Origin of the sequence: Lactobacillus kullabergensis, assembly GCF_000967195.1 — a bacterium.
Lineage (GTDB): Bacteria > Bacillota > Bacilli > Lactobacillales > Lactobacillaceae > Lactobacillus > Lactobacillus kullabergensis.
In genome coordinates, this window is sequence record NZ_KQ033871.1 from 761,782 (window position 1) to 784,021 (window position 22,240).

Below are 22,240 nucleotides of genomic sequence, written 5' to 3' on the forward strand. Positions count from 1 at the left end.
TACATTTTTCACAAAATTATTGAATGGTGTTAATATTGTATGAGTGTTCGATAATTTGGGCACGAGAAGGGAGGTCACGAAGAATTGGAGCAATCATTTGTTTTTAAATTTCTGGGTTTGACATTTGATCTTTCTGGGATCATCGGCTCAACTTTAATGGCAGCTGTAGTATTGTTTGTCTGCATATGGTTATCACGAAAAGTTGAGATGAAACCGAATAAAAAGCAAAATATCATGGAATATTTGATAGACTTCACTGATGGTATTGTTAAAGACAATGTCAGTGATGTTGATGCGCGAAAGCACCTTTCGCTTTATGCTTTTGTTCTGTTCATCTACATTTGGTTCATGAACCAGTTGGGCCTCTTCCTAGAGGTTAAAGCGGGGGACAATATTTTTGTTAAATCTCCCACAGCAGATCCGGTGACGACAATGTCGTTTGCAATGATGACCTTGCTTCTTTCATTTACATTTGGAATGCAAAAATTCGGTACCGGTGGCTACTGGCGTAATTATGCTGAACCTGTTAGTTTCCTGTTCCCCATTAATATGATTGAAGAGGTCACTAACTTCTTGACATTATCTTTGCGTTTATATGGTAATATCTACGCAGGTGAAGTGTTATTAACTTTAATAGGTAATAGCTTTGCTCCTAGCTTTGGTGTTATCACTTTGGTTTTAGCAGCACCGTTAGCTATGATCTGGCAAGGATTCTCTGTCTTCATTGGCTCTATCCAGGCATATGTTTTCGTAACTTTATCCATGGTCTATGTCGGAAAAAAGGTTACAAAAGAATAATTTTTTGGAGGTTTAAACATGTCACAAGCTTTTAAATATATCTCAGCAGCTATCGTAGCTGGTATCGCTGCTTTAGCAGCTTCTTGGGGTAACGGTAAAGTTATTACTAAGACAGTTGAGAGCATGGCTCGTCAACCAGAAAGCGCTGGTAACTTAAGATCAACAATGTTCATTGGTGTTGGTCTGATTGAAGCCGTTCCTATTTTGGCGATTGTTGTTGCTTTCCTGATTCTCTTCGTTTAATTTTATTTAAAATAATTTAGGTAAAAGAGAGAAGGGCAGTAAATGACATTTCAAATTTTATTTGCAGCCTCAGCAGGTCACATTTACCTTGGAAATACTCTTTGGTATTTAATTGTTTTCGCAATTTTGCTTATTTTGGTTAAACATTATGCCTGGGGACCTGTTTCCGACATGATGGAAAAAAGACGCCAAAAGGTAATCAGTGATCTTGATTCAGCTGCAGACAATCGCAAAAAGGCCGAAGTTTTGGCTAATGAGCGTGAAGCTGCCTTGAAGAACTCAAGACAAGAAGCAACGCAAATTTTGACTGACGCAAAGGCAAGTGCTGAGAAAACCAGTACGCAAATTGTGGCAGAAGCAAATGATAATGCGGCTTCTATTCATGAAAAAGCAAAAGCTGATGCTGCTCAGGCAAAAGCTGATGCCTTAGATGAAGCTCGTGCACAAGTTGCAGATATTTCTGTAACGATTGCGGAAAAAGTGATTTCTAAGAATTTATCTGCTGATGACCAAAAAGATTTGGTTGATCAATTTATTAAGGGGCTGAATAAATAATGGCCTTAAGTAAAGCAGAAATTGCTGCACGCTATGGTACTGCACTATTTGATTATGCAGAAGATATGGATGCCTTGGCTTCAGTTCACGCAGATTTGCAGGAACTGGCGCAAGCCATCTCAGAATATCCGCAAATTTTGAAAGTTTTTAGCGACCCAATTTTTAACAGTGCTGAAAAAGCAAAGTCGCTTTCTGCGATTGAGCAGGGTCTGACTAAAGAAGTTCAGAATTTTTTGAATTTATTGTTAGACTATGATCATTTTTTGGAATTGCCTGATATTATAAATTGTTTCAATGATTTATATAATAAAAGTCAAAAAATTGAAACTGGCGTTGCAGTTTCAGCAGTGCCACTGGATCAGGAACAATTACAAAAATTAGGTGCTGGTTACGCCCAAAAATATAATTTGCAAAAAGTCATTCTCACTAATGTGGTTGACCAAAATATTATTGGCGGTGTAATTTTAAAAGTTGGCGATTGCGTAATCGATGGGTCAGTCAAAAACAAACTGAAAAAGATTCGTGCGCAGTTAGTTAATAAAAATTAAAAGAGGTGAAACCATTGAGCATAAAAGCAGAAGAGATTAGCTCTTTAATCAAGCAGCAGCTTGAACACTATGATGACAAACTCGACATTAATGAAGTTGGAGTTGTTACTTACATAGGTGATGGTATCGCCCGGGCTCACGGATTGAACAATGTTTTGGCCAACGAGCTATTGGAATTTGACAATGGTTCTTATGGTATTGCACAAAACCTTGAATCAAATGATGTTGGTATCATTATTTTGGGCAATTTTGATGATATTCGTGAAGGTGACCAAGTCAAAAGAACCGGTGAAATTATGCGTGTGCCGGTTGGAGATGCACTAATTGGTCGCGTTGTAAACCCATTAGGTCAGCCAGTTGATGGACTTGGCGAAATTAAAACGTCAAAGACTCGTCCAATCGAGTCTTCGGCACCGGGTGTTATGGAACGCCAGTCAGTTAATCAGCCGCTGCAAACGGGAATCAAGGCTATTGATGCTTTGGTGCCAATCGGTCGAGGTCAACGTGAGTTAATTATTGGTGACCGTAAGACTGGTAAAACAAGTTTGGCAATTGATACAATTTTGAGTCAAAAAGGACAAGATGTTATTTGTATTTATGTCTTTATTGGTCAAAAGGAATCAACTGTCAGATCACAAGTAGAAACGTTAAAGCGCTTTGGCGCAATGGATTATACAATTGTAGTTGAAGCCGGTCCAAGTGAACCGGCACCGATGCTGTATATAGCACCATATGCCGGAACGGCTATGGGCGAGGAATTCATGTACAATGGTAAGGATGTCTTGGTGGTCTTCGATGACCTGTCAAAACAAGCCGTTGCTTACCGTGAACTTTCTTTGCTTCTCCGTCGTCCGCCTGGTCGTGAAGCTTATCCTGGTGATGTCTTCTATCTGCACTCTCGTTTACTAGAACGTAGTGCAAAATTGAGTGATAAACTTGGTGGCGGCTCAATGACTGCCATTCCGTTTATTCAAACTGAAGCGGGAGATATTTCGGCATATATTCCAACTAACGTAATTTCAATTACTGACGGACAAATTTTCCTGCAAAGTGATTTGTTCTTTGCTGGTACTCGTCCAGCTATTGATGCTGGTAACTCAGTTTCTCGTGTTGGTGGTAGTGCTCAAATTAAGGCTATGAAGAAAGTTGCTGGTACGCTTCGTACTGACTTGGCAGCTTACCATGAACTTGAAAGCTTTGCTCAATTTGGCAGCGATTTGGATCAGGCAACTCAAGCCAAACTGAATCGTGGACGAAGAGTTGTTGAAGTTTTGAAACAGCCTTTACATACGCCAATTGCGGTTGAAAAGCAAGTTGTCATTCTTTACGCTTTAACTCATGGCTATCTTGATTCTGTTCCAGTTGATGATATAGCCAAGTTTGAAAAAGAATTATACGACAACTTCGATACTAATCACGCAGATTTACTAGAACATATTCGTAAGACTGGTGACCTGCCAGATGAAAAGAAATTGCAAGAAGCAATTTCTAAATTTGCGGATAGTTTTTCACCAAGTAATAAATAGGAGGTAGTTATATGCCTGCATCTTTACTTGCGTTGAAGAAAAAAATAGCTTCAGTTAAGCAAACTGGTAAAATTACCGAAGCTATGAGAATGGTTTCGGCATCGAAATTAAACCAAACAGAAAAACGGGATAAAGGTTACACGATTTATAATGATCATGTGCGACAAACTTTATCACGCTTGATGAGTGCTGAGGTAGTCAATCACTTGCGTAAAGAGCATGTAGCAATTGACGAAGACAGCATTGGCAAGATTGATTATGAAAATGTCTTTGGCTTAGGGATTGTTTCTGATATGGTTCAGGCACGCAAAAAGATCAATTCTACCGGTTACTTGGTTATTACCGGTGATCGTGGTCTGGTCGGATCATATAACAGTGCCGTCATTAAAAACATGATGGGTCTGTTTGAGGATTCAAAAGTTGAACATAAAGACGTTAAAGTCTTAGCCGTTGGTTCGGTTGGTGCAGACTTTTTCAAGAAAAACAATCTCAATGTCGTGTATGAAAATGATAGCATTAGCGATGTACCAACATTCGATGAAGTTTTGCCTATTGTTTCAACTGCGATCAAAATGTATTTAAACGGAGTTTATGATGAGCTGTATGTTTGTTACACCCACTACATTAACTCGTTATCATCTGCATTTCGGGTTGAAAAAATGCTGCCGATCGTTGACATTGATATTGGTGTCAAAGAAGCTGAAGCTCATAAAGACTTAGAATACGATATCGAACCTGATGTTAATGCCGTTTTAACGACACTAATTCCTCAATATGCCCGTTCTACAATTTACGGAGCTATTCTGGATGCAAAAACTGCAGAACATGCCAGTTCAATGACTGCAATGCAGAGTGCTACGGACAACGTTGATGATTTGGTTTCGAGTTTAACTACTAAATTAAACCGTGCAAGACAAGCAGAAATCACTACTGAAATTACTGAAATTGTCAGTGGTGCTAATGCTTTGAAATAATTAAGAAAAGGAGGTAGATGTTTTGAGTGAAGGTGAAGTTGTTCAAGTAATCGGCCCAGTTGTCGATGTCAGATTTCCGCTTGACAAAAATCTGCCTGATATTGACAATGCTTTGCGCGTCGTTAAGTCGGACGATGAATCTGTTGTTCTTGAAGTTACCTTGGAACTTGGCGATGGCGTTTTAAGAACAATTGCCATGGAATCTACCAATGGTCTTAGACGGGGCATGAAAGTTGAAGACACAGGTGGACCTATTTCTGTACCTGTTGGTAATGACACTTTGGGTCGCGTCTTCAATGTTTTAGGTCAGCCTATTGATAATGGTCCTAAATTTGCAAAAGATCATGCTCGTGACAGCATTCATAAGAATGCTCCTAAATATGATGAGTTGACTACAAGTCAAGAAATTCTTGAAACTGGTATTAAAGTTATTGATTTGCTTGAACCTTATGTTCGAGGCGGAAAAGTTGGATTGTTCGGTGGTGCCGGTGTTGGCAAGACCACGATCATTCAGGAATTAATCCACAACATTGCCCAAGAACATGGTGGTATTTCTGTCTTTACCGGTGTCGGTGAAAGAACACGTGAAGGTAATGACCTTTACTTTGAAATGAAAGCATCTGGCGTTTTAAGCAAAACAGCCATGGTCTTTGGTCAAATGAATGAGCCGCCTGGTGCCAGAATGCGTGTAGCATTGACTGGACTTACTTTAGCTGAATACTTCAGAGACGTTGAAGGCCAGGACGTGTTGCTCTTTATTGATAACATTTTCCGGTTTACTCAGGCTGGTTCCGAAGTTTCCGCTCTGTTAGGACGTATGCCTAGTGCCGTTGGTTATCAGCCAACTTTAGCTACTGAAATGGGGCAGCTGCAGGAAAGAATTACTTCAACTAAGAAGGGTTCTATTACTTCGATTCAGGCGGTTTATGTGCCGGCCGATGACTATACTGACCCGGCTCCAGCTACTACTTTTGCTCACCTTGACGCTACTACCAACTTGGAACGTAGCCTAGTTGAGCAAGGTATTTACCCGGCTGTTGACCCGTTGCAGTCAACCTCCAGTGCTTTGGACCCAGAAATTGTCGGTCAAGAACATTATGAAGTGGCAACAGGTGTACAGCATATTTTGCAAAGATACCATGAATTGCAAGACATCATTTCAGTTTTGGGAATGGATGAATTGTCTGACGAGGAAAAGGTCATTGTTAGCCGTGCTCGTAAAGTACAGTTTTTCTTATCACAAAACTTCTTTGTGGCAGAGCAATTTACAGGTGTGCCTGGTTCTTATGTTCCGATTAAGGAAACAATTAAAGGCTTTAAGATGATTTTGGATGGTCACTTAGATGATCTTCCTGAAGATGCATTCCGTAGTGTAGGCCGAATTGAAGATGTTTTAAAGAAGGCTGAGCAAATGGGTGTAACTCCTAGTGATCCAGAAGCTAAAGCATTATTAGAAAAGTAAGGTGATGTCAAATGGCAGATCCAGAAAAACTTTTTATGGTAAATGTTGTAACTCCAGATGGACTGATATTTTCTCACCACTCCAGTATTGTGGAAATGCGGGCAATTGACGGTCAACGTTCAGTGATGTACAATCACTTGCCGATATTGACCCCTCTGGCAATTGGTGAGATTAAGGTCAAAAGAAGCCGCGAAATGAACAATATTGTCAATCACATTGCTGTTAGCGGTGGCTACTTTGAATTTTCTAATAATGTAGCTACGATTATTGCTGACAGTGCTGAACGAGCAGGCAATATTGATGTATCTCGGGCTAAAGCAGCTAGAGAACGTGCACAAAATGCACTGAAAAAAGCTCAAGCTGCTCATGACCAGCGATCACTTGAGAGGGCACAGGTTGCACTCAGAAGAGCCATCAATCGAATAAGTGTTTACAATTCAGACAAATAGAACTAAAGTTTTAAGCGGATGCACTGCTTTGTGCGTCCGCTTTTATTGTGACTTAAGAAAAGTGATAAAGAATATGTTTCAACTTGGCGTTCACGCCCTAATTAGTATAGTAATTTATTTAATTACAATCGGTTTGTCCTTTCAAATTATGAAAAGCGTCCGTATTGAAAAAATAATTCGTAAAAACAGGATCTTCGAAGCACAGCTGCTGCTGATTTTTGCTGCGATTGCTCTAGGTTTTCTTGTTGGTAATTTTTTCATCACATTAATTGATACTTCTTTGCAATTAAGTAATTTCTTTTAAGACTTGGTAAAGCGGATAAAGTCGCAAACAAACTTGAAATCTTTATGGTAAAATATACATTGAATATGATGGAGGATTATCGTGGCAAGAGATATAGGAATAGATTTAGGGACAGCAAATGTGCTCATCAATGTTTCCGGCAAGGGAATTGTCTTAAATGAGCCATCAGTTGTTGCCGTTAATACAAGTACAAATAAAGTAGTAGCTGTCGGGACAGAAGCATATAAGATGGTAGGGAGAACTCCGGGCAATATCCGTGTAATTCGTCCTTTAAAAAATGGTGTTATTGCCGATTTTGATATTACCGAAGCAATGCTGTCATACTTTATTGAAAAGCTAAACGTCAAGGGCTTTATGTCCAAGCCAAATATTTTGATTTGTGCTCCTACAGGAGTAACATCAATTGAACAGAAAGCGATTATTCAGGCTGCTGAAAAATCTGGTGGTGGAAAAGTCTACCTTGATTTTGAGCCTAAAGTTGCTGCTGTTGGTGCTGGTCTTGATATTTTTAAACCTCAAGGCAACATCGTTATCGATATTGGCGGTGGTACTACTGATATTGCTGTTCTGTCAATGGGTGAAATTGTTACCAGTCAATCACTGCGCTATGCCGGTGATCATATGAATCAGGCTGTTGTTTCTTATATCAAAAATAAGCATAACTTGCTGATTGGTTCTCGTACCGCTGAACAAATTAAAATTGAAATTGGTAGTGCTTTTGAACCAGATAAGGATGAAACAATCACTGTTCGCGGTCGTGATGTGGTTGATGGCTTGCCGAAGCAGGCCACTGTGACTGCGCCTGAAATTCAGGAAGCACTTCACGATGGTTTGATGACTATTATCGCGTCTACTAAAGAAGTTTTGGAAAAAACACCACCTGAGCTTTCGGCGGATATCATTGATCGCGGTATCATGTTGACTGGTGGTGGGGCGCTTTTGAAAAATATTGACAAGCTGATTTCATATTATCTTAAAGTGCCGGTACTTACAGCTGACCACCCACTTGAAGCGGTAGCACTTGGTACCGGAATTTTGCTCAAGAATATTGAAAAGCATCAGCGCCACTAATTTTTGGAGGCTCGATTTGCGAAAAATACTGATTTATTTAGTTAAAATTTACCAGAGATTCATTTCTCCGGCTTTACCAAAATCTTGCCGTTATTATCCAACTTGCTCAACCTATATGGTTGATGCATTAACCAAATTTGGGCCATTTTTAGGACTAATAATGGGGATTTGCCGGATATTGCGTTGCAATCCTTTTGTGCGCGGTGGAGTTGATCCTGTACCAGATAAATTTACTATTTTTCGAAATCCTCATCCAGAACGATATGAAGATGAAATTATAGCGAAAAAGTTTCATCCAAATATAAAGTAGGAGAATTTATGTCAAAAAAACCAGAAAATATTAACGTTGAAATCAATGAAATCAAGGGTAAAGAAAACCCTACCTGGGAAGTTGTAATTCCTCAGAAAAAATCTATTGGTGTAATTGAAAAAATTGCAGGTCGTTATCGGGCTACAACTGGCAAAACCAATAGCATCTTGTATGCAAAAAGCTTAGAAAGCAGCATTAATGATTTGCTTTCATACTTTGCTTTACATGAAAAATAATAGGTTGTGATAATTAATGGTCAAAGTACAAAATAAAACCAATCTTTTTGATCGAATTGCCTGGAATATTGTTGTCCCTGTGCTATTGCTGGCAGCAGTGGGCCTTTATTCCATTTATTTTGCGGCAGTTGATGATCCCAGTCACATGGGCAGCCCGGTAAAAGCTGTGGCAATGCAGGGACTTTGGTATATTATTTCAGTGGCCATCGTTGTTTTTGTAATTCAGTTTGATGCTGAGCAATTGTATAGGATTGCGCCTTATGTTTATGGGCTGGGTATCTTGCTCTTGATTGCGGTTTTGTTCTTTTACAATCGCAGTATTGCCGCAGATGCCGGCGCCAAAAGCTGGTTTAAGCTGGGGCCAATTTCTTTTCAGCCATCAGAGGTCATGAAACCCGCTTTTATACTGATGCTGGCACGGGTCGTGCGCGAGCATAATGACAAGTTTGCCCATACTATCAAAAATGATTGGGTTTTAATTGGCAAAATGCTGGCTTGGCTTTTACCGATTGCCATTCTGTTAAAATTGCAAAATGACTTCGGTACGATGCTGGTCTTTATTGCAATCGTAGGGGGCGTTGTATTAGTTTCCGGTATTTCTTGGAAAATAATTGCACCGATGTTTGCGGCGGTCTTTATTCTGGGAGTCGTAGTCATTTACATGGTTACAACGCCTGGAGGACAATCAATTTTAAGTCACTTTTTCCAACCATACCAGTTCAGACGTATTATGTCTTGGCTGAATCCATCTACTGATACTTCCAAAGCTGCCTATCAATTGTGGCAAAGTATGCAGTCGATTGGTTCTGGACAAATTTTTGGCAATGGCTTTGGCAAGCTGAGTGTTTACGTACCAGTGCGGGGCTCTGACATGGTTTATTCAGTAATTGGTGAATCATTCGGCTTTGTTGGTAGTGTAGCCGTCATTTTGCTTTACTTATACTTGATCGTGCAGATGGTTCGCATCACATTTGATACTAAAAACGCCTTTTATTCTTACGTCTCAACCGGGGTAATTATGATGATACTTTTCCATGTGTTTGAAAATATCGGCATGAGTATTGATCTCTTGCCGCTCACAGGTATTCCATTGCCTTTTATTTCCCAGGGTGGTTCAGCCCTGATTGGAAATATGATTGGTATTGGGATGATTTTGTCCATGAAGTTTCATAATAAAGACTACATGTTCAGCCAAGCGGGCGATTTCTAAAAATTTAATAGACACAAAAAAAGCATTTCATTTCTGAAATGCTTTTTTTCTACTTGGTTAAGTTTTCGTTTGAGCGACAGACTAAGACGTCACAATCAGCAGTTCTGGTAACATATTCTGTTACGCTGCCGATTAGTATGCGCTCAACAGCGTTCAGACCTGTAGCTCCTAATACGATTAAATCAATTTGGTGCTTTTTAGGAAACTGATGGGCAATGATTGCCTTGGGAGCTCCAAATTCAATCGAATAGTGAACCTCCTTTACGCCAGCTTCCGTAGCTTGCTTGTAGTAATTCTGCAATTTTTCCTTAGCATCATTTGATACTTGCTCAACCATCTCTGAATCAAAGCTGGAGACATTTTGGAAAGATCTGGTATCAATGACATGCAGAATTTCCAATGCAGCATCGTTCCGTTTAGCAGCAGCGATAGCTTTTTTAAAAGCTAAGTCGGCTTCCTTGGAGCCATCAACTGCGACTTGAATACGGTGATATTGTTTCATCATTTAAAACACCTCTCTTACCATTATTTTACCAAATTTCTGGGCAATTAATCACCCTTTTGATTAAGTATAAGACTAAAAATTAAAATAGTGATGCTGCTGAGAGCTAAGGTAATTAAATTCAGATACTTATTTTCATGAAATACTAAAATCAAACCTAGCAAAGTTTCTAAAAGCAAGATGATTGCAGTCCATGACATGATAGAGCTGAAATTAGAAATGTTCTTACTATTATAAATCAGAAAATGACTGTGGCGGTTATGCCATAAATAAAAGGCAGTCAAAAGTAATATTGCTAGATATATCGTGATAACAACTTTTATAGCCATAAAATCTCCAAACAAAAAACGGTCCGCAGACCGTTTCCTAATATTCTCAAGAAATCCGAGTCATCGAAACATAGCAAAACAATGCTTGTTGAACCCGCAGTGTTCAAAAAATGAGACGTATCGCAACGAATGTGGATCCTATCGCAAAAGATAGTTTTCCGATTCGAAAGTTATTTACTATCTCGCATGTCTTATGTTTGACCGGTCAACCTTATACAATTAAGCTATTCGATCGACTCAGATCAATTATTATACTACTAAGCATCATAACTTTTGTCAAGATAGAAAACTAAATATCTGTTCCAGCAAAAATAAAATATTTTATTTGTCCAAAATCAGTGCTATATATTTAATGCTATTTTTTTGCTATTTATTTTTTATAGTCTAAAAAGTTGTACAAATATATTACAAAAAATAAGTTTTTTATTACAAACTTTTACTAATAAAAAGATAAATTTGTTATAAAACTTCTATGATTAAATTATATTCATGTAATTTTAAATATTTTTCAAATTTATAAACAAGAAATATTTTATTATCTAACAAACCCTATTCCTATAACGAAACGAACATCACTAAAAGGTGATTTATGGTATTATTTAAAATTCAAAAAAACATAGTTTTTAATCTCACAATTTTATTTATAATAATTATTTTCTTCAAAAAAACATACGAAAGTCAATTTTTTTGTAAGTTATAATGTTATTTTTTGTAAATAGTAGAGTAAATTAATAAAAAATTTAACTTTTACAGCATTTCTTAGTATTTAAAATTTATCAATTTTTAAATCATAGTTATTTATAAATACCATATTTGTTTTAAATATTATATTGACAATACAAATTTACAATCCTAGAATAGTATTCGAACATACTAATCATACATACTTTTTAGGAAGGATAAATATGCTAGGAAAAAATAATTATAATGAAAGACTAAGGAAGATGGAGATGCAGGACAAGCAGGACCACTTCTCAATTCGTAAATTGAGTATTGGTGCTGCTTCTGTTTTGCTGGGTTTTACTTTCTTTGGTTTGAATAGCCAAAGCGTAAAAGCTGATACTATAGATCCATCGCAAAATGTCACAGAGGAGTCGAACAGGGATAACTCTAATACTGAAACTAAGGAAACAGGTACTAAGGATAAAACCAAGGCAGACGCTGCTGCGTCTAAAAAGAAGAATGAAACGGACTTGTCAACTTTTTCAGGTTTGAGTTCATTCTTAAAAGACTCAAAGAGTGATGAAGTAAAAGATACCAGTTCTAAGGACAAGACTGATACTACTGCTAAAGATAAAACTGATAAGGATAAACAGGAAACTTCTGATTCAACTGGCAATAGTGCAACTACTCCTGCAACCGGCTCAGATAAAGGTAATCAAGATACCACTACTGATAAAACTCCAACTGACATAACTGGTTCAGATGATCAAAATTCTGATAGTAGTAAGTTGCCAACTGACGTGACTGGTGACACTACTAATTCAGGTAAAGATACTGATACTACTCAAGATTCAAAAGCTAATGAAGCTAAGAAATTGGCTAATGATACAGCTAACGACGATAAAACCGGTGACTATGCAACTGTGGTAAATGGCGTAGCACACGCATATAATTGGAATCAGTTTCTCAATGCTTTTAAAAATGATGAATGCTTTAAAAATGTAAATCAGCCTGATGAGACTAAACGTATATCTGAGATTGATATTATGCAAGACATTTACGCTGACAATGGATCTAGTAATAGTTCATATAAATATATATACGGCAGAAAGCTCTTGGTAAAATCATATGGAAATGAACGTAGAAAAATAGATTTCAATGGATATGATCCGTGTGTAAGAGCTTCTAGTAGTGAAGCATTGGATTTGACTTATGAAAATTTGAATTTGTATAGTGGTGATGATTATGGTGTTATCAGAACTGACAACTATAGAAAAGGTTGTGATGTAACATTTAAGAATGTTGAATATCACGGAACACAATTGGTTCATAGTACATCTGGTGCAAGAATCCACATAAAAGGCAATGTTTTTGCGGAAACAATCTACGTTCCATATGTAAGACATGATGGAACAAACAGCGCTTATGCAGACAATAAACAACAGCTTTTTGAGTTCACCGAATCTAATAACAGTATTGATTTTGAAAGTAATTGTACTTTCACAGGAACTACATTTGGTGGAAACGTCATTGAAATGCGCGGCGATAACTGCAATGTCACGGTCGAAAAAGGTGCAAAAGTAACCTTAAATCCAAGACTTAATTCTGACGGGAAAACGTTAGGAAATAATCCAGCAGAAAATACTGGTGTAGTTCACGCAATCTATATCTCAGGTACTGGAAAAGTTGATGTTAAAGGTGAATTAAATATTAATGTCGGAATTAATTCTGGAGATAACGCATATCAGGGCACACTTGATGCAAATAGAGCTACAGCCATCAGATTAAATGACAAGGCATCTCAGTTTACTGTTGAAAGTGGTGGCTCGGTTAAAGTTACAACAAACGGTGATATTTCAGACTCTAACACTGGCAACCTGATTTATGACGGTGGTAATTTTACTGTCAAGCCTGATGGAAAATTAAGTATTATCGGTAAACATATGGGTGATTATAAGGGTACTTTGGTTCAAATTGCTGGAATAGCTAATGTCCAAAATGGTACATTCGAAATCAGACTTGAAGAAGACCCGAACCATCCTTATGATAAAAGCGATCCAACCAGTGCTCAAAATAAGGATGCTCAAATCTTTGGTGCAGGAACTAACCCAATTGTGTTAGTAGACGTTACTGGTAGTGATAGTAAATTGATTGTGAACAACCCACAATCACTTGTACTTGATTCACATTTAAACACAGCAACAGGCACTAGTATTATTGGTGATGGTAATGATGTCACGATTACCAATGTCCGCCAGAAATTAAACTTTTTAGGTAATAGTTTAACCTTGCCACCATTCCATACTTTACAAGTTAGCAAAGATAAAAAGACTAAAAATATTATAGTTGATAAACTTGTACTACTTAATGGACAAGGTGATGAAAATAACAAATATATGTTCACACCTGAGTTGTGGGAGAAAGTTAGTCAATTATCTTACTTTAAAATTCCAGCATTAAAGAACATTAAGATTTTATTAGATAACTTGGCTGACGAGAATAAACCAATAAACTATGATACAATTTTTTCAAAAATTATTAATGAAGCTTTCTCCAATCCAACTAACATTGGGTATAATGACATTGCCTTTGGTCCGGCCAATACTTCTGGATTTTTAGATATCAAGCCTGAAAATGTCACTGCTACACCAAATGTTGATGCTTCAGGTAAAAAAGATGGTTCTTGGACAATTTCTGGAATTGTAGATGGTTATAAGAATGAATATGATGGACCTGATTCAGACCCCAAAAACCCATTTAGAGAGTTTTTGAAGTTGCCTCTTGGCACTAAAGCATATATCATGGCAGAGATAGATTATGGAAAAGGTACTAAACCTTTAAGCTTAAATAATAATATCGAAGATCCTCCATATCAATATACAAATAATGATGATAAAAAATTGCCAACTGCGTTTGCTGGTGAAGTTACCAAATCTGAAAATGGTAATTATATATTTAAGGTTAATGTACCTGCTGATGTTGTGGGTAAGATTAAATCCGATACTAAAATTAAACTAACACCTACTGCTAACTTTATTGACTACAACCCATTGGAAGAAAATCGACCTGTATCTGTAAACATCTTAAAAATAGCCCAGGATACTGCAGCTAATAATATTAATTCAAAAGTAAACGCAGCTAATGATTTAGATGGTCAATTCCCTAAGTCAGATCCTAAATCGAAAGAACAAGTTGCTCTTGAAACTGCAATTAATAATGCAGCAGAAGTTGCAAAAACTGCACTGGATCCTGGTTACGAGTCTGGGAAATCTGTATATGGTGCGGGAAATGTAAATGAAGTATCTCAGCGTGAAGAAAATGCATTAAAAGATTTACAAACAGCTATGGATGCAGCCCAGAAAGTGGTTAAACAAATTCATGACGCTAAAGAGGCTAAAGACAAGGCACAAAAAGCTATCACTACTGCAGCTAATAACGCGATTTCGCGTGTAGAGCAGCAATCAGCCTTAACTGATGCGGAAAAAGCACAATACATTGACGCCATTAATAGCGCTGAAAAGGTCGCTCTGGAAAACCCTTCGACTAACAAGAATTCAATTTACAATCCTGCGAATAAGCCAAGCGATATTACAAACATCCAAAATGCATTTGAAAACAAAGTTAATAAAGAAGCAGCAAAAGCCGAAGTTGCTGGTTATACTGAAAACGGCAAGAAAACTTTAGGTGTTTCTTCAGATAAAATTGATAATGCATTGTCTGAACAACTTAAGGCTATTGACAATGCTACTGACATAGCTACGGCTGAAAATGATGCCAAATTAAACATTTTAGGCAAACTAAAGGATGCCGCTAAAGCTAAAGTTAAAAATGATGCTGAAGCTGCCAAAGAAGGTCTTGGAGTTAAATCCGACACCAAGATTGATCAGGCCGTTAGTGAAGCTGCAAAAGCTATTGATGATCACACTGATTTTAATGAAATCAAGAAAGATATGACTAATGGTCAGAACAACGTCTTAAGCAAATATAAGGACGCTGCTAAGAATCAGCTTGCTGAAGTTGCTAAGTCCGATAAAAAGGCACTTGGTGTAGAATCTGACTCTAATATTGACCAAGCTGTTGATAACGCCAATACTTTAATTGGTCAGGCTAGCTCGGTTGAATTAGTTACTGAAGATTTAAACAGTGCTAAGTCCAATATTGCGGACAAGTTCAAGGACTCTGCTAAGAAGCAAGTTCAAGATTATGCCGATGAAGCTAAGAGCAACCTCGGTGTTGACACAGATACTGGTATTGATGCTGCTGCTAAGACGGCTGAAGATGCTATAGATGGTGATACCGCAGCAAGTGCCATTGGTACTGATATTACTAACGGTAAGAATGCTATTTTAGCTGCCTACAAAGACTCTGCAAAGAAGCAACTTGATCAAGCTGAAAAGGATATAGAAAGCAAACTTGAAAACGTCAAGGGCTTGACTGCTGATGATATTGAAAAAGCTAAGAAAGTAGCTAAAGGTCTGCTAACTAATAACGAGAAGACTGGTTACAAGGACAAAGTTGATGCTGCTGAAACTTTTGAAGATGTTAATACTGCCACTAAGGATGGTATTGCTGCTCTAAACAAATTATTGACGGACAAGTCCTCTCTTGGTAACAAGAACGATGCAATCGATGCTATTAATCAAGCAAGAGACAAAGCTATTAATGATATTAATGATAAAACTAAATATCCTAACTTATCTGATGAAGATAGAAATTCATTAATTAACACTATTAAAGATGATGCTACTGAAGGTGTTGACAATGTCAACAAAGATACTGATCCTGCTAAGATCACAGCTGATAAACAGGCGGCAATAGACAAAATTAATAGTGTCACGGCCACAGCTTCAAGCAAAGATTTGGCAGATCTTAAGAATGAGCAAAAATCACAAACAGCAGCTTTACAAGATGCAGCTGCAAAAGCTAAGGAAACTATTGACCAGATTGATAACAAGTATCTTAGCCCAAGTGACAAGCAGTACTACAAAGATTTGATTGATAAGCATGCTGCTTCCGCAACTAACGCCATCAACTCAGCAAGTAACAAAGATGATATTGATACTGCTGAAAAAGACGGTGAAAGTAACATAAATAGTGATCTTGTTTCAGCCCAAGTTGCTGCTGCTAAATCACAAGCAATTGCGGAACTGAATAAGGCAAAGAGTGATGACAAGAAAGCTATTAATGATGTTCATAAGAACGGTACACTTTCTGACGATGACTGGGAGAAAGCTCTTGATGCTATTGACAATGCCTATACCACTGCGATAACTGCTGTATCTAATGACCATACTCCAGCCGATATTGTTACTGACAAGAACACTGGTATCAATGCTATGCAGACAGTTGTTGACAGCGTTTCTGGAAATGCAGAACAGGCTGAATTAGCAAAAACTAAGAATAAAGCGATTGCAGATCTGAAAGATCAAGCTCAAGAACTGCATGACCATATTCAAGCAGACCCTAATTTATCTAACACTGAAAAGAACGATTACCTTGACCAGGTTGCTTCTGCTTTGAATAATGCAGAACAAGCTGTTAGCGCAGCTGATAAGAACACTGTTAATTCAGCACACAATGCAGGTATTGAAGAATTAAATAACATTAGAAATAACGCTGACTTGCAATCTGCTAGAGACAAGGCTCTAACTGATTTACAAAACGAATTCAATACTGATAATGCAGCTATTGACGGCTTAACCAATATTAGCACTGCTGGTAAAACTGGTATTAAGACGGACCTGCAAAATGCGTATAATGAAGCCGTCAACAAGGTTAAAGATCCAGCTTCTAATACTATTGCTTTGATTAATTCGGCAAGTGATGCTGGCATTACCAATATGGAGAATATTCTGGGTAAGGCCAAGGGCTTAGACCAGACAATAGCTGATGATCAGCAAAAGCTGGAAGACTATGCTCAAAAAGCAATTGACCGGATTAACAGTTCAACTATGTCAGACGCTGATAAAGGAAAAGCCATTAAGGATATTCAAAATGCCCGTGATGATGCTCAAGGAGAAGTTGGCAACAAACTTACCGTTGAAGATGCTAATCAGGCCGAAAAAGATGGTGAAACCAGCATCCAAAAAGCTGAAGCTAATGCTAATCAGACAGATTTGAACAAGGCCAAGGATGCAGCCAAAGCTAGAATTGATGGTGCTAGAGACAAAGCTTTACAGAACTTAAAGGATGTATATGATACTCTAACTGACGATGAAAAGAAGCAAGCTCAGGCTGCATACAATAAGGCTGTCAAAGATATTCCAGCACTTGCTGAACAAGCTGAGGCCGCAATTGATAATGCCTTTGACAAAGGTGCTATTAGTGACTTAACTAACGATACCATCAATTCAATTAACTCAACTGGTGACACAGCCAACGTAGCAATGACTAAGGTTGTCGCTGTTCAAGCTGTTAAGGATGCTGCACAAGCCGCTAAGGATAAATTGACTAACCCAAGAGACAAAGCCGGCGTTGATGATGTTGCTAACTTAGGAATTGCTGATATTAATGCGGCAACTACCAGTTCGACAGTACTTGACATCAAAGATAATGCCCTTAACAGTATTAAGAACATTAAAGATTCTGGTACTGGTGATACAGATAAAGATAATGCTCTCTGGGATAAGAAGAATAAGGCTAATGCTGAACTTGCTCAAGAATTAGCCGATACTACCGCTGCTATTGACAAGCTGACTGATCTAACTTCTGATCAAAAGAAGCAATTTAAAGCTCAGGCTCAGGCTGCTCACGATAGAGCACATATCAGAATTGAAGGTGCTGCTGAAACAGACATTCAGTCAGAAAAGGGCATTGGCATTGATAATATTGATAAAGCACTAACAGATGCTAAACTGCAAGCTGTTAAGAATGTTGCTAAAGCAGATGTTGACAAGACCGCTGATGATGCCATTGATAAAGTTAATAAGGACGATACTATTAATAAAGATGATAAACAAAATATCATCGATAATATCAACAAAGACCGCGACAAGACTAAAGAAGACATTGATAATGCCGACACACCTGATAAAGTTAATAATGCTAAAAACGATGGTGAAGGAGAAATCAAGGGTCACGTTGATAATGGTACCTCATCAGCTAAAGAGAAACAGACTGCTAAAGATAAGCTTGCTGCTGCCGCTGATAAAATTTATGACCGTCTGAAGAATGACAGGAATAGTGGAAAGCTAGATTATAATCAATATCAAGACCTGAAAGACAAGGTAGATAATGCTGTTGATGCAGCAAACGGAGCTATTTCAAATGCTGATGGTACATCAAACATTAATGGTGCTGAAAGTGATGGTGAAAGTGCCTTAAGCGGAATTAATACCGATATAGATAAAGTCGAAGCAGTTAATACCGCTTTAGGCAAATTATCTGATGCGGTTAACAAAGCTAATGATGCAGCTGATGCGGTTGCTAAAGAAGTAGGCAAGACTGAGAAAGAGCAGCAAAAACTTGCCAAACAAATGAAGGATGCTATCGAAAAACAGCGTGCTGCTGCAGCTAAGAACATTAAAGATGCTCAAAATGCGGCAGATGATCCATTAAATGCCATTAAGACTGCTGGCCAAAAAGGTGTTGATTCCATTACAGGTCTGACTAATGATTACACCGATAAGGTTGACCAGATTAAGACTCTGAAACAAAAAGCCGATGCAGCTAAGGACGATCTTAACAATCTTAAGACAGATGAAAATGGCAACCCTGTACTTACTGCAAGCGATGTTGCACAAGGTGAAGCTGATATTGACGACGCTGTGCAAACTGGAATCAGCGATATTTACCAAGCATCTTCTGTAGATGATGCAAAAACAGCGGAACAAAAAGCTGAAGACGCGGTTGGGTTAGCTAAATTACCAACTGAACTTCTTGCAGAAAAGAACAAACAGATTGCTGCTATCAACCAGTATGCTGCTGATGCTGACAAGACAATTGATGGTTTTGCTCAATCCGATCAGAATAAGGATGGTCTACCAGCTGATACTATCGCAGAACTTAAGGCGCAAGTTGAAGCTGCTAAGAAAAAGGCTATTTCTAAGATCAATGCTGTTACTTTAGCAAAAGGCGCAAGCCAAGGTGACTTTGACAAAGCTAAGGACAAGGTTGATAAGGCAGAAAAAGGTCATGCTGAAAGTAACGAAACAGTTGACTTTGGTGAAGCTGGAATTGACAAAGTTAAGACGCTTGCCAAGCAAAAAGCCGATGTTGTTAAGGCTAAGAATGACAAAATTGCTGAACTTGAGCAGAAACAAAAAGATGCCAATAACGATATCGAAAACTCTGGCATGTCTCCTGCTGATCAAGGACCTTTGAAGGATCAAGTACAAAAGCTCGTTGATAAAGCTAAGGATCAGATAATTAATATCTCTGACACAGATGATAAGGGTAATGTTAAGACTCCTGAGCAGGTAAAAGATGAAGCTGATACAATTATTAACAATACTGTTGATGGTTTCAAAGATCCGGATGACAATAATAAAGTACCTGGAATTAGCGATATTATTAACAATGCTCAACTTGAAGGTGCTAAGACAACAGCTGAAAAAACTCTTAATAATAAGCGTGCTCAAGCGCATGACATTATTAACGGGTCACAATTAACTGCAGATCAAAAGCAAAAAGCTAATAAAGCTATCGACGATGCCTTTAATACCGAAAAGTCTGATATTGATGCTAAGACAAACATAAATGATGTTCCAAAAGATGAAGATCAGATTGGTCAAGCAATCGATGCTATCTGGAACAAACCTACTTCTTCTGATGAAAAGAATGAATGGTTCAATGACGAAGAAAATAATGCTTTGTCAGGTACAGATGGTGTAGCTGGTTTAGAAACTGAAGCTGGTCTTGATAAATTAACCGACAAGCAGAAGGCTGATTACAAAGACTACATCGACGATATTACTAATGCTATTACAGCAATTAAAGATGCTAAGAACATTAAGGACGCAAGTTCAGCTTACGACAAGGGTATGACTTCACTTAACAAGTTGAAGGCTCTTGAACAAGTTAAGGCAGATGCTGATAAGGCTAAAGGTGATATTGATAAGAGTGATTTAAATGATACAGCTAAAGATCGTCTAAAAGGTGACGTTGAGAAAGTTGTTGAAGACACCAAGGACAAGCTTAACCAGATCGATTCTTCTATCGGTAACGCGTCAACTAACAAGGACAAGATTGATCAGATTACCCATGATGCTCAAAGCGATATTAGCACCATTAAAGACGACTTCGGTATTGAAGACCAGTCTAATGATGTTGTTAATGCCAACGATGAAATTTCCAAGAACCATAGTGATGCGATTGATACCATTCACAATGAATTTGGTGATGACAGCAAGACGCCTAAGACAGATGATGCGTATGAAAAGAACAAACATGTTCATAGTACAACTGATGAAGGTATCAACTCTGATAAGACCAATGCTGATAAGGAAATTTCTAAAGGCGCAATTGACGATGCAGCTGATATTGCTAAAGATAAAGTCAACCATCTGAAACATGAAGACGGTACCGATTACACTGATGCAGATAAGAATAAGATTAATGAGCAGATTGATAAAGATGCTAAAGATGCCAAGGATAAGATCGATAAAGCTGACAAAGTAACTGATATTGATAATATTCGTAATAACGGTATCCACCAAATCCATCAAGATTGCTCTGACCCAGCTACAATTGATAATATTTTGCATGGTAATAACAGCAATGACAATAACGGTGGTGGCGGAGTTGTTGCTCCTATTCAACCAGCAAATCCTGCTAAGAAGCCGACTACCACTAACACTTCTGATAAGGATAAACCTAACGGAACCAATGTTGATTTGAGCAATGCTTCAGATGTAACTTTGATGCACAACGCATATCTTTATGATGAAACTGGCAAACGTGCTAACAAGATAACTCTTGGAGCTGGCTCAGTCTTGACTACTTATGACACTAAGACCATCAACGGTAAGGACTACTACGTCCTTGTTGATAAAGGTGCTAACAACAAGAAATATTATGTTGCTGTCGGTAATGTTGTTGCGGCTACTCGCAAACTGAAGCATAACGCATATATTTACAATCAATTTGGCAAACGGGTAAAGAATACTGGCGTATTCAAGAAGGGCAAGCTGATTAAGACCTTCGGTAATGCCGTCAAGATTCGTGGCAAGAAGTACTTCATCATTGACAAGAACCGCTTCGTTAAAGCTGCCAACTTTGCTAAAGGAGTTGTTACTGTAAGCACAGCCAAAGTTGAAGTAGTTCCAACAAGTGCGGTTGCTGAAAAACCAAAAACTATTGTTGAAAAGACTTTAATGCATAATGCTTACCTGTATGATCAAAATGGTACTCGTGCTAATAAGTTGATCTTCCAGGCAGGTTCTAAAGTCGGAACTGTTGGCAAGAAGACAGTCAACGGCAAGGTTTGTTACGAACTTCCAGATGGTATGTTTATTGCAGCTGGCAATATTGATGCCAAGAAGTTGAAGTTAAAGCACAATGCCTATGTATACAACCAATACGGTCATCGTGCAAACAAGAAAGTGCTGAAGAAACGTAAGTCAGTTAAGACTTATGGTAATTCAGTCAAGATAAACGGCAAGAGATATTTCATTATTTCAAAAGGACGTTTTGTTAAAAAAGCTAACTTTTAAATTGAAATAGTTTAAATAAAGTGTCGCGAATTGTTAAAAACAACAATTCGTGGCACTTTTTTTTGCATTTTTTTAATTTTTATAAATAAATACTATATAAATATAATTTTATATATTATTTATTAAAACGATAGATTTAATTTTAAAAAATTAAGCTATTAAAGGGTTTGCATAAATAGTTGAATATAGTAAATAGCATTTAAAATCACGTATAGTATATATAAATATATGAAGATATAAAGTAATGAAAATGTTTCTTATATACATAAAAATATTACAAATTTCCGTTTTTTTATAAATTATTAATGTTATTTTATATCAGAATAAACCTTATATTTATAGATAAATTAAGATATTTTAAAGTTATTTAAAAAAACTGAATTTTTATTTTTTATCTATATGTTATTT

General features: G+C 37.6%; 16 protein-coding genes. 14 read left to right on the forward strand and 2 right to left on the reverse strand.

Translation table 11 applies throughout. The annotated features are described in order from the left end of the window. The first annotated feature begins 84 nt into the window (after positions 1-84). The 13 genes from atpB (at position 85) to JF76_RS04370 (ending at position 9,686) form a co-directional block, all read left to right on the forward strand. Positions 85-798, forward strand: coding sequence for a F0F1 ATP synthase subunit A (gene atpB, locus JF76_RS04310; protein ID WP_034981202.1), 714 nt, complete (start codon positions 85-87; stop codon positions 796-798). 18 nt (positions 799-816) lie between these two features. After that, the gene (gene atpE, locus JF76_RS04315) at positions 817-1,041 is read left to right on the forward strand and encodes a F0F1 ATP synthase subunit C (protein ID WP_034981200.1); all 225 of its coding nucleotides are present in this window, start codon (positions 817-819) and stop codon (positions 1,039-1,041) included. A 42-nt stretch (positions 1,042-1,083) separates the two neighbouring features. Next, positions 1,084-1,596, forward strand: coding sequence for a F0F1 ATP synthase subunit B (gene atpF / locus JF76_RS04320; protein WP_034981197.1), 513 nt, complete (start codon positions 1,084-1,086; stop codon positions 1,594-1,596). Beyond that, the gene (gene atpH / locus JF76_RS04325) at positions 1,596-2,144 is read left to right on the forward strand and encodes an ATP synthase F1 subunit delta (RefSeq protein WP_034981195.1); all 549 of its coding nucleotides are present in this window, start codon (positions 1,596-1,598) and stop codon (positions 2,142-2,144) included. Before atpF ends, atpH begins: the two co-directional genes overlap by 1 nt. A 14-nt stretch (positions 2,145-2,158) precedes the next feature. After that, positions 2,159-3,670: a F0F1 ATP synthase subunit alpha gene (atpA, locus tag JF76_RS04330; protein WP_034981193.1), complete on the forward strand. Its 1,512-nt coding sequence runs from the start codon at positions 2,159-2,161 to the stop codon at positions 3,668-3,670. A gap of 11 nt (positions 3,671-3,681) precedes the next feature. After that, entirely contained in the window at positions 3,682-4,644 is a 963-nt protein-coding gene (locus JF76_RS04335) for a F0F1 ATP synthase subunit gamma (protein WP_045927964.1), read from the forward strand. Between the two features lie 22 nt (positions 4,645-4,666). After that, a complete protein-coding gene (gene atpD / locus JF76_RS04340; protein WP_045927965.1) occupies positions 4,667-6,106 on the forward strand; it encodes a F0F1 ATP synthase subunit beta in 1,440 nt (479 codons plus the stop codon). Positions 6,107-6,117: 11 nt separating this feature from the next. Then, positions 6,118-6,555 carry a F0F1 ATP synthase subunit epsilon gene (locus JF76_RS04345; protein WP_045927966.1) on the forward strand — a complete coding sequence of 146 codons (438 nt, stop codon included), beginning with the start codon at positions 6,118-6,120 and terminating at the stop codon, positions 6,553-6,555. A 73-nt stretch (positions 6,556-6,628) separates the two neighbouring features. Continuing rightward, positions 6,629-6,859 carry a DUF1146 family protein gene (locus tag JF76_RS04350; protein ID WP_034981184.1) on the forward strand — a complete coding sequence of 77 codons (231 nt, stop codon included), beginning with the start codon at positions 6,629-6,631 and terminating at the stop codon, positions 6,857-6,859. 81 nt (positions 6,860-6,940) lie between these two features. Beyond that, the gene (gene mreB / locus JF76_RS04355; RefSeq protein ID WP_045927967.1) at positions 6,941-7,930 is read left to right on the forward strand and encodes a rod shape-determining protein; all 990 of its coding nucleotides are present in this window, start codon (positions 6,941-6,943) and stop codon (positions 7,928-7,930) included. Positions 7,931-7,946: 16 nt separating this feature from the next. Beyond that, positions 7,947-8,240: a membrane protein insertion efficiency factor YidD gene (gene yidD, locus JF76_RS04360; RefSeq protein WP_034981179.1), complete on the forward strand. Its 294-nt coding sequence runs from the start codon at positions 7,947-7,949 to the stop codon at positions 8,238-8,240. Positions 8,241-8,248: 8 nt separating this feature from the next. Continuing rightward, positions 8,249-8,476, forward strand: a complete 228-nt coding sequence (locus JF76_RS04365) for a DUF2969 domain-containing protein (RefSeq protein ID WP_034981177.1) — start codon at positions 8,249-8,251, stop codon at positions 8,474-8,476. 16 nt (positions 8,477-8,492) lie between these two features. Then, on the forward strand, positions 8,493-9,686 hold the full coding sequence (locus JF76_RS04370; RefSeq protein WP_045927968.1) for an FtsW/RodA/SpoVE family cell cycle protein: 1,194 nt from the start codon (positions 8,493-8,495) through the stop codon (positions 9,684-9,686). Between the two features lie 49 nt (positions 9,687-9,735). Here the strand turns inward: JF76_RS04370 and JF76_RS04375 are convergent, their stop codons facing one another. Both JF76_RS04375 and JF76_RS04380 read right to left on the reverse strand, forming a co-directional pair. Beyond that, positions 9,736-10,191 carry a universal stress protein gene (locus JF76_RS04375; protein ID WP_045927969.1) on the reverse strand — a complete coding sequence of 152 codons (456 nt, stop codon included), beginning with the start codon at positions 10,189-10,191 and terminating at the stop codon, positions 9,736-9,738. A 44-nt stretch (positions 10,192-10,235) separates the two neighbouring features. Continuing rightward, positions 10,236-10,517 carry a hypothetical protein gene (locus tag JF76_RS04380; RefSeq protein WP_045927970.1) on the reverse strand — a complete coding sequence of 94 codons (282 nt, stop codon included), beginning with the start codon at positions 10,515-10,517 and terminating at the stop codon, positions 10,236-10,238. Positions 10,518-11,422: 905 nt separating this feature from the next. Between JF76_RS04380 and JF76_RS04385 the strand changes: the two genes are divergently transcribed. After that, a complete protein-coding gene (locus JF76_RS04385; protein ID WP_045927971.1) occupies positions 11,423-21,832 on the forward strand; it encodes an SLAP domain-containing protein in 10,410 nt (3,469 codons plus the stop codon). Positions 21,833-22,240 lie beyond the last annotated feature (408 nt).

Coding starts and splice junctions, on each gene's coding strand:
- JF76_RS04365 (WP_034981177.1), top strand. CDS start 8,249: ATGTCAAAAAAACCAGAAAATATTAACGTTGAAATCAATGAAATCAAG.
- atpH (WP_034981195.1), top strand. CDS start 1,596: ATGGCCTTAAGTAAAGCAGAAATTGCTGCACGCTATGGTACTGCACTA.
- JF76_RS04350 (WP_034981184.1), top strand. CDS start 6,629: ATGTTTCAACTTGGCGTTCACGCCCTAATTAGTATAGTAATTTATTTA.
- JF76_RS04380 (WP_045927970.1), bottom strand. CDS start 10,517: ATGGCTATAAAAGTTGTTATCACGATATATCTAGCAATATTACTTTTG.
- JF76_RS04335 (WP_045927964.1), top strand. CDS start 3,682: ATGCCTGCATCTTTACTTGCGTTGAAGAAAAAAATAGCTTCAGTTAAG.
- JF76_RS04345 (WP_045927966.1), top strand. CDS start 6,118: ATGGCAGATCCAGAAAAACTTTTTATGGTAAATGTTGTAACTCCAGAT.
- atpF (WP_034981197.1), top strand. CDS start 1,084: ATGACATTTCAAATTTTATTTGCAGCCTCAGCAGGTCACATTTACCTT.
- JF76_RS04370 (WP_045927968.1), top strand. CDS start 8,493: ATGGTCAAAGTACAAAATAAAACCAATCTTTTTGATCGAATTGCCTGG.
- atpE (WP_034981200.1), top strand. CDS start 817: ATGTCACAAGCTTTTAAATATATCTCAGCAGCTATCGTAGCTGGTATC.
- JF76_RS04385 (WP_045927971.1), top strand. CDS start 11,423: ATGCTAGGAAAAAATAATTATAATGAAAGACTAAGGAAGATGGAGATG.
- JF76_RS04375 (WP_045927969.1), bottom strand. CDS start 10,191: ATGATGAAACAATATCACCGTATTCAAGTCGCAGTTGATGGCTCCAAG.